We start from the raw sequence: 8,859 nt of genomic DNA on the forward strand, positions 1-8,859 counted from the left end.
CTTTTGTTGAGCAGTTTTACTTAGGTATATGTGCGATTAACCGATAAATCGGCTGACCTTTCGCCGCAAATTTTTCTTCATATTCCGTCATGACATTGGTTGGGTCTTCTAATTCGTGTAAGTCTAAAGATACTTCATCAAAAATACAACCATATTGCGACATGCTTGCCAACGAATACTCAAAAAACCCTCGATTATCCGTCTTTAGAACGACTTTACCTTCAGGCTTTAAAAGTTGTTGGTACTGCTTTAGAAAGTACGGAAACGTTAATCGACGCTTCTCATGACGATTTTTCGGCCATGGGTCAGAAAAATTCAAATAAATCATATCTATTTCATTTTCAGCAAATATGCTCGTTAAATCCATTGCATCCTCATTTAATAATCGAACATTGGATAACTGTTTTTTCTTTATCTTTTGAACCGCAGATACAATAATACTTTCAACAATTTCGATTCCCACAAAATTATCGTTAGGGTATTGTTTTGCCATTCCTTTGATAAATTGACCTTTCCCTGTACCAATTTCTAAATGAAGCGGAGCATCATTTGAAAAATACTCCCTCCATTTCCCAAAATATTGTGACGGTTCTGGCAAAACAATATCAGTATTTTCCTTAATAAAATCTGCCGCCCACGGTTTATATCTTGCTCTCATACATCTTTTACTCCTTTAATTCTTGCTCACAGTTTAGAGTTTGTCTATTGTGATGAATAAATACACACCAATCGCTCATGCTACAATTAAAGGTGGGATTAGTATGGTATTAAATGTTCAGAATCAATTGGATTTATTATACGATTTACTCAGTTTGCATGCAGAAGAATGCTGTGGAAGCCATTCCGAATGTGAGCAAATTAAACGTTTAATTCATTCCATTCAACAAAAACCTGATATGGAAGGTTCACAGCTCGTTTCACACCTCGATCAAATTTACCAGTATGGAGAAACGGGTGGATTGGCTACGAATATTGATCAGCACATCCAAAACCATCAAGGAGATATACAACAATGGCTACACGTTATTAAAGATTCCAATCATTAACTTGGTCTAACAATTGCTGTAATTCACTCATATGTTGGTGTGCGACTTTCATCTTATCCCGACGAACATTCCAAGTATATCCATGAATGGCATCAATCATTAAATACCAGTGCATCCGTTGCATGAAATGAGCATTATTTTCTTCACCATAATGGGATAACCATTGATCCCATTCCTGCTTTGGTATATAGGATTGCAAAATTCTGCCTATATCCATGGCAGGATCTCCTACTTTTGCATTATCCCAATCCACCAAATATAATTCGCCATTCTTTGACAACATCCAATTATGGTGTACTAAGTCACAATGACAAACAACAGGCTTTGAATAATAGACATATGGCAAACGATCTTCTAAATATTTTAATGCTTTATGAATAACTAATGAGCAATCTGCATCGTCAGTAGTTTTTACTTTCTCTTTCATTTTCGCCAAAATTTGTGTTGGCATCTGCGTTTGTTTTTCAATTCGTAACAGCATATCTAAAAGTTCAGAGGAATGATGGATTTTACTCAGGAGCTTAGCAACTCGAGGATGCTGCATTTCTTCCGGATTTAGTGCCTTACCATCTAACCATTGTTGTGCTGTTAGTACATCACCATTTTCTAGTCGTTTCGTCCATACTAACTTCGGGACGATTCCTTGAGCAGATAAGACGGCTAAAAATGGTGATGAATTTCGTTTTAAAAATAAGCGTCGCTGATCAGACTTGGCATAATATGCAGTACCCGTAGATCCGCCTGCAGGTACAACGGTCCAATCTTCTCCTAATATGTGTTCCACAGCTGTCACCCTCAATTCCTCTTTCTTTGATTGGTTATTTTATCATGATTAAATAATAGATTTAAAACGAGAATAGTAATAATAGATTAACGTATATCATGGGATAATTTCAAGTATAAATTCAACTATTTTTTACAAATATATCATCAACGTTGTCGAATACTATATTATTCTGCATGATCTTGTTCCCATTCGGGTCTACGGACAGAAGTTGTCGCACAGTGGCGAAGAAGAGCTTCAGCCGCCTTTAACTGTCGATGTTTTATCGGTGAGCGTAATTGCTGCTTTTGTCTCAACCATGAGTCATGTTCATTTACACCGATCAATGACGTACGATATGGCTCATAGTCAAAATGTATCACGTTTGAACGTGACAAAACAACCTTTTGAATGGGTAAATCAATATTATATTTATCAAATATCGATTGCACAATTTTTTCGGTTCGCTTTAAAGAAAGCAAAGGACTTAATACCTTATTTTTCATATTTTTATGTTCAACAAACCAGGTCCTATCATTTCCCGCAACGATATTTTCCTTCTCTGTTCGCTCCACTAATCGAATAATTTCTGTCTTTACTGGACTGATTAGGATGATATCTCCTTCTATAGGTGTCGCTTTAATATCGAATACAGGATGATACATTAAAAAATGTGTGTCTGGTATACGTTGTAAAAAATATTTCAACACTAAGTCGTCATAATAGATTGGATCGAGAAATGACATTTGGCTAATTGTAGTAGAAGCCCATTTTAATTGAAACGGTAATAAGTTATCAAGAAAATAGTGTTTTAATTCATCCTCCGTACGAGGTAAATCTATTCCATATTCCTCTTCACTGTGATCATCAATTTCTTCACGTTTTTTAAAAAAAGAACGCCAATTCCAGATTCCATTTTTCTCTTCAACATCTTCTTGATCTTGCGGCAATTGATGTAAAGATAATTGTTCTTCCCACATCAGTTTTAGACGCTTCCAGTTATCCGTCTTTAATCGTGTATATTGTCCCGCATAATGGAAGAGATCATGTTGATACCGTGAAATATATTGTTGTAATTTGATTAATTGTGACAATATAACCGCCTCACTTTAAGACTTTAATTGTATCTCTTGAATGACAGCATATTTAGGCTGTTGATTAGGATGAATTTCAAATAATGCCACTTTGTGCACTTTGATCCATTTCTTTTCGGTCGTTTGCGTGATTTCATCTTCTTGGATGAATACATTTGGGTCTTTCCACTTTTTCGCCAACGTTATATGTGGATGAAATGGCCGCTTTTCAGATGGATGATTCATTACATGGGCCAACGATTGAATATCCTCATATAACATTTGCAATGAGTTCGTTTTCTCTACATCGACCCATAATACTCTTGGTTGACTCTGTTTGCCAAAATGTCCAAAACCTCCAATGACTAGCGAAAAAGCTTTCCAATCATGAAGCGTCTTTAACTTATGAATCCATTGTTCGAGTGTTGATTGTTGAACAGGACCTAAAAATTGTAACGTAATATGAAAGTCATTCGGATGTACCCAATTGTTATAACGATAACCTTGGCTTTGACATTGCTTTTGAAGCGTACGTAACCATTGCTTTATGTCGTCATCTAATTGAATGCCGATAAAATAATGGCTTGATTTTAGCTGCATACCTAAACGTCCTTTAAGATTTTTTGATAAGTCGTTGTATCACAAATAACATATAATTCAGCATCATCTGGAAGTTTTTCATCCAATTTACGATTAATGTTTAATTGATTCCGATCCGAAACTAATGTCGCACCTTGCTCTAACAATTCATTAAATGCATCACGATACGTATTCCATGTTTGTTTTGCTGGAATATAGTACAAGTCATCACCTTTCGTTCTTTTTAACAATTGACTAAATATTCCTGATATTCCGTTCCGATAAGCCGAGCGTACAAATAGAGAAGAAATCGTTTCATTTGAAATAATGAATTCATTCACTTGCATATATTCAAAGTTCTTCAAATGATTTTCTTCCATTACTTCAACAATGGTATGTACTTCTGGGGCCATCGCTTCTACTGCTGAAGCAATCAGCATTGATTTTCCATCAGCTAATTCTGCGTCCACAATATTATCATCTGAGAAAATAAGAACTGATTTCGCTTCTTGTATATTCGCCTTTTCCAGTGTTTCTTTATCTGTTGCATTTCCGTTAATATATTGAACTTGATCATTGAGTAATGGTGCTTTTTCTAATGTATCTATAATGATCATATCAATAGAAGAACTTGTTGCTATCATTTCCTGTACGGCATACTTAGCTTTTTGCGACCAACCAATGATTATGTAATGTCCTTTATCTTTGTACACAATATCACCTTCTTCACGTTTTTTTCGGTAAATGGCTAATCCATCAATAATCTTTCCAATGACTACACCAATCAAGCCAATGCCAAACACGTATAAAAACAGTGCTAATAACTTCCCTTCAAATGTCACCGGAAATAGATCACCATATCCGACAGTAGTAACAGTTGTCATTACCCACCATAGACCATCAAAAAATGTAGGAAATGTTTCCGGTTCAATCCATACAATGAGTATACTAGTCATAAATACAAGCAACAGGCTTGAAATAAATAGTATATAATTAGAAATTTTCACTACCTTTCTTACTAACCTTTTAATAATATACATCCTTGTCACCTCGAAATTTTTTAAATTGTCTGTAAATTACCGTATTTATTCTAGAAAATTAGTAAAAAAACATGTAGAATATACAGTAACAACAAGATCTACTTCAAGTTAAGAGTTGAAAACTTCTAGGGAGTGATTTTTTGAGTCAATCAACCACCCGCATGCTTACTCGTGTGAAAGCTGTCTATTTATTTATTCGTGAAAATGGAACAGTTACCACTAGCGAAATTGCAGAAGAATTCGGCATTACAGATCGTACAGTACAACGAGATTTACATTTGCTGGCATATAATGGACTAGTCGACAGTCCAAGTCGGGGGCGCTGGAAAATCACAAATAAAAAAGTAAAGATATCTTAATGAAGTATGATAACATCGATATATAATATGTATATAGCCAGTATAACAAACATGATACTGGCTATTTTTATAATTCTTGGAGCCATTCGATTTCTTTCTGCGTTAATTCACGATAAGCCCCGCGTGTTAATAACTCATCCAACACAAGTCCACCCATTGACATTCGTTTTAAGTAAGTCACCTTTTTGTCTACTGCATGAAACATCCTTTTTACTTGATGAAACTTGCCTTCAGTAATCGTCAGTTGAATCACTGTCGGTTCTTCATCACTCATTACTTTCACTGTCGCTGGCTGAGTAAGAACCCCCTCACCGATATCAACACCTTGTTCTAATTGCTCCACATCCGTACTTGTGAGTGTTTGATCAACTTTTGCAATGTACGTTTTCTCAATATGATTTTTCGGTGATAGTAACTTATGGGCCAACTGTCCGTCATTGGTTAACAACAATAAACCTTCTGTATCTTTATCAAGACGACCGACAGGAAAAGGTTCAAAAATTTGTATCTTCTCATCTAAAAGATCGATAACCGTTCGTTGATGATGATCATACGTAGCAGAAAGATAACCTGATGGCTTATGAAGCATCCAATAACCGTACTTCTGATATTTAATGACTTTACCATCACATATCACTTGATCCTTTTCTGGGTTTACTTGTGTGTTCGGACTTTTTACTGCCACACCATTGATAAACACTTTCTTCTTTTTCATCAATGCTTTTACTTCTTTTCTACTACCGACACCCATATTACTGAGTAACTTATCAATCCGCACACCAACAACTCCTATTCTGTAAATTATCTAGGTAAAAATTTCTCAAGTATTGTTATTCGTCTTCCAATAACACGCTCTAATAAGGTCGATGCATGCGCTAAGTATATATAAGCCAATCCACCAGCCCAGTTGCCGTAATAGCAATCACTAATGCTTGCCATCTACCATCATTGTAATCTATAAATATAGCAAATAACGATTTAACAACGATCACTGTAATGGCCATTACCACTGAGAAAATCAACATTAGCATAATGCGTTTCAAAAACGAGCGTATTGGAAATTCAATCGAGCTTTTAATTTTCCATATATTTAACAGTACGGCAATAGTTGACGCAATTACTGTTGTAATGACGGCACCTTTTTCATGAAACGTTTGTATCATCACAGCATTCAATAAGACTTTGATTAGAATCCCCGTTGATAAACTAATTAACGTAAATCGTTGTTGCTCAATCCCCTGTAATACATAGGCACTTACAGTAAAAAAACCGAAGCTTAAAGCAGCAGGTGTATACCATGCAAACAATGGACCTGATATATGGATATGATCTAAACCAAATAAACCACCATAAATTTCATGGGATAATAGCATAAGACCAATGCTAGCTGGCAAAATCAATAGCATAATCATTTGAAAAGCTTGATTCACTTGTTCATTTAATCGATGTTGATTTCCAACTTGAAATGACTTTGTGATTTCTGGCATTAACGCAAGTGAAAGTCCAGTCGCAATCGTGATCGGAATACTAATTAACTTATGCCCTTGAAGATTAAAGCTAGAATATGCGATATTCGAAATTTCCTCTAGCCCAATTTCAGCCATTGCGTGACTGAATGTAAATTGATCAACTAATTGATAAAGCGGGATGGCGATACCAACTAAAATAAATGGTCCAGCATACTGTAACAACTCTTTAGAGATTTGTTGGTTAGAAATGTCAAACTTTTTTGTTTGATTGGTAATTTGTTGGTGTAACAATGGTTTTCGCTTACGCCAATAAGCTAACAATACTATCCAAGACGCAATCGCACCAATAAAAGCAGCAAATGTTGCAAATCCAATCGCTGTTTGATTACTGCCGTCAAAAATAACTTTGATCAAAAATACTGACACTAACAAAAAGCTAATTCGTACAATTTGTTCGATAACCTGTGAAACTGCTGTAGGTGCCATTGATTGATGTCCCTGAAAAAAGCCTCGAACAACTGACATACTCGGAAACAAAATTAAAGCAAAACTGACCCACTTAATCACATGTTGAACATCATTAATAGAAATATCTGGTGTTCGCTCATCGTATGTTAACTCTGCAATCCAACCTGATCCTGCATATAAGCTTAAAAAAGCAATAAACCCAGAGATGAACATTATGATAACACCCAAGCGAAAAGCATTCATACTTGTTTGATAGTCGTCTAATGCATTATACTTAGCAACGAACTTCGAAACAGCAAGTGGCACACCAATAGTTGATATACTTAGTAATATTGTGTATGGTGTATAAGCAAATGAATATAATGTCATTCCCTCGGCACCAACGATGTTTGTAAATGGAATAACGTATATCATTCCAAGAAATTTAGACAAAAAACTGGCACCTGTTAATAACATTGTACCGCGTAATATATTCGAACCTGACATTTTTTCACCTTGATTCATTATTATAGTGTAGCAACTGTTCGTATTTCATTTTTTTGGAGAAATGAAATTTTCAACCTAATTATCAATAAAGGATACGTAATGTAGTACCATAATTTATTTTAACATAAGAAAGCTGAAAATTAATAGAATTATGTCAATTATAGACAATTTATGTAGAGAATTTAGAAAGGACGTTAGCAATCATGAGATATGACGTAACAATCATTGGTGGAGGCCCATCTGGTTTAATGGCCGCTATTGCTGCTGCGGAACAAGGTGCTTCTACTTTGCTCTTAGATAAAGGTAATAAGTTAGGGAAAAAATTAGCGATTTCTGGTGGTGGGAGATGTAACGTGACCAATCGTTTACCAGAAGAAGAAGTGATTCGACATATTCCCGGAAATGGGCGATTCCTTCACAGTGCATTCTCAATATTCAACAATTATGATATCATTGATTTTTTCGAGGGACTTGGTGTGAAATTAAAAGAAGAAGATCATGGGAGAATGTTTCCAGCAAGTAATAAAGCAAATGATGTCGTACAAGCCTTACTCGATGAACTCGAACGATTAGAAGTTACTATCCGTACCAATACACCCGTTCAGACAATTGACTACGGAGAAAATAGTCATACGATTACATTATCGAATCAAGAAACCATTCAAACGAAATCTTTAGTTTTATCAGTTGGTGGAAAAGCTGTGCCGCACACTGGCTCAACAGGTGATGGTTATGAATGGGCTGAAAAGGCAGGTCATACAGTTACTGAGCTCTATCCAACTGAAGTACCCATTATATCGAATGAACATTTCGTAAAAGAAAATACGTTAAAAGGGTTGTCATTACGAAACATCGCTTTAACAGTTTTCAATCGAAAAGATAAAAAAGTGACTACTCATCAAATGGATATGATCTTTACTCATTTTGGAATTTCTGGTCCTGCTGTTTTACGTTGTTCGCAATTTATTGTTAAAGAATTGAAAGCAGGAAATCAAGCGGTGAAATTAATGATTGATGCATTACCTCATATTGATTTTCATTCCTTAGAAAAAGAGTTTTTTGATCTAGCCAATGCACACCCTAAAAGAAGCGTTAAAAATTTATATAAAGGGTATGTGCCAGATCGATACTTCTTATTTTTACTTGAACGAAATGATATTTCATCTGATCTCAATGGCGCAAATATTTCCCGGGAAAAGATTTATCATTTAGTCCAAGATTTGAAGTCCTTTACCTTCTCTGTACATGATAGCCTCCCATTAAAGAAGGCATTTGTTACAGGAGGAGGCGTTTCAGTAAAAGAGGTCATTCCCAATACCATGCAGTCAAAATTGATCCATGGATTATACTTTTCTGGTGAAATTTTAGATATTCATGGGTATACGGGTGGTTATAATATAACAGCAGCGATGGTTACTGGCAGAATTGCTGGTATGCATGCCGCTTGGGAAAGTTTTGGTCATGACTAACTAAAATAAATATAAAACAGAGGTTGACCATTCTAAAATCACAGATGCAATAAGGGCTTTATCATGTGGATTGAACGATTCTTTGATCCATTCACATGATACAAAAA

The 8,859-nt window shown here is 35.5% G+C and carries 10 protein-coding genes; 3 read left to right on the forward strand and 7 right to left on the reverse strand.

Translation table 11 applies throughout. The annotated features are described in order from the left end of the window. Positions 1 to 16 precede the first annotated feature (16 nt). Positions 17 to 658, reverse strand: a complete 642-nt coding sequence (gene trmB / locus J416_RS13525; RefSeq protein ID WP_003473655.1) for a tRNA (guanosine(46)-N7)-methyltransferase TrmB — start codon at positions 656 to 658, stop codon at positions 17 to 19. A 103-nt stretch (positions 659 to 761) separates the two neighbouring features. Here trmB and J416_RS13530 point away from each other — a divergent pair, with 103 nt between their 5' ends. Continuing rightward, positions 762 to 1,046: a YtzH-like family protein gene (locus tag J416_RS13530; protein WP_003473656.1), complete on the forward strand. Its 285-nt coding sequence runs from the start codon at positions 762 to 764 to the stop codon at positions 1,044 to 1,046. Here J416_RS13530 and J416_RS13535 read toward each other — a convergent pair. The 4 genes from J416_RS13535 to J416_RS13550 all read right to left on the reverse strand — a co-directional run bounded on the left by J416_RS13535 (position 1,027) and on the right by J416_RS13550 (position 4,501). Next, positions 1,027 to 1,839 carry a phosphotransferase family protein gene (locus J416_RS13535; protein WP_003473657.1) on the reverse strand — a complete coding sequence of 271 codons (813 nt, stop codon included), beginning with the start codon at positions 1,837 to 1,839 and terminating at the stop codon, positions 1,027 to 1,029. The two genes, J416_RS13530 and J416_RS13535, sit on opposite strands and share 20 nt — an antisense overlap. Before the next feature lie 158 nt (positions 1,840 to 1,997). Then, a complete protein-coding gene (locus J416_RS13540; RefSeq protein ID WP_003473658.1) occupies positions 1,998 to 2,903 on the reverse strand; it encodes a hypothetical protein in 906 nt (301 codons plus the stop codon). 15 nt (positions 2,904 to 2,918) lie between these two features. Next, entirely contained in the window at positions 2,919 to 3,482 is a 564-nt protein-coding gene (gene thpR, locus J416_RS13545) for an RNA 2',3'-cyclic phosphodiesterase (protein WP_003473659.1), read from the reverse strand. 2 nt (positions 3,483 to 3,484) lie between these two features. Continuing rightward, a complete protein-coding gene (locus J416_RS13550; RefSeq protein WP_003473660.1) occupies positions 3,485 to 4,501 on the reverse strand; it encodes a potassium channel family protein in 1,017 nt (338 codons plus the stop codon). 140 nt (positions 4,502 to 4,641) lie between these two features. On the opposite strand from J416_RS13550, the gene J416_RS13555 reads away from it, so the two are divergent. Next, positions 4,642 to 4,860, forward strand: a complete 219-nt coding sequence (locus J416_RS13555; RefSeq protein ID WP_003473661.1) for an HTH domain-containing protein — start codon at positions 4,642 to 4,644, stop codon at positions 4,858 to 4,860. Positions 4,861 to 4,927: 67 nt separating this feature from the next. Here the strand turns inward: J416_RS13555 and J416_RS13560 are convergent, their stop codons facing one another. Both J416_RS13560 and J416_RS13565 read right to left on the reverse strand, forming a co-directional pair. Next, complete coding sequence (locus tag J416_RS13560) at positions 4,928 to 5,638, reverse strand: pseudouridine synthase (RefSeq protein WP_003473662.1); 711 nt, start codon at positions 5,636 to 5,638, stop codon at positions 4,928 to 4,930. Positions 5,639 to 5,735: 97 nt separating this feature from the next. Beyond that, positions 5,736 to 7,283, reverse strand: a complete 1,548-nt coding sequence (locus J416_RS13565; protein ID WP_003473663.1) for a putative polysaccharide biosynthesis protein — start codon at positions 7,281 to 7,283, stop codon at positions 5,736 to 5,738. Between the two features lie 203 nt (positions 7,284 to 7,486). On the opposite strand from J416_RS13565, the gene J416_RS13570 reads away from it, so the two are divergent. Next, a complete protein-coding gene (locus J416_RS13570; RefSeq protein WP_003473665.1) occupies positions 7,487 to 8,752 on the forward strand; it encodes a BaiN/RdsA family NAD(P)/FAD-dependent oxidoreductase in 1,266 nt (421 codons plus the stop codon). Positions 8,753 to 8,859 lie beyond the last annotated feature (107 nt).

The sequence above is a fragment of the Gracilibacillus halophilus YIM-C55.5 genome (assembly GCF_000359605.1).
GTDB classification, from domain to species: Bacteria; Bacillota; Bacilli; order Bacillales; family Amphibacillaceae; genus Gracilibacillus; species Gracilibacillus halophilus.

Coding starts and splice junctions, on each gene's coding strand:
- trmB (WP_003473655.1), bottom strand. CDS start 658: ATGAGAGCAAGATATAAACCGTGGGCGGCAGATTTTATTAAGGAAAAT.
- J416_RS13530 (WP_003473656.1), top strand. CDS start 762: ATGGTATTAAATGTTCAGAATCAATTGGATTTATTATACGATTTACTC.
- thpR (WP_003473659.1), bottom strand. CDS start 3,482: ATGCAGCTAAAATCAAGCCATTATTTTATCGGCATTCAATTAGATGAC.
- J416_RS13550 (WP_003473660.1), bottom strand. CDS start 4,501: ATGTATATTATTAAAAGGTTAGTAAGAAAGGTAGTGAAAATTTCTAAT.
- J416_RS13565 (WP_003473663.1), bottom strand. CDS start 7,283: ATGTCAGGTTCGAATATATTACGCGGTACAATGTTATTAACAGGTGCC.
- J416_RS13570 (WP_003473665.1), top strand. CDS start 7,487: ATGAGATATGACGTAACAATCATTGGTGGAGGCCCATCTGGTTTAATG.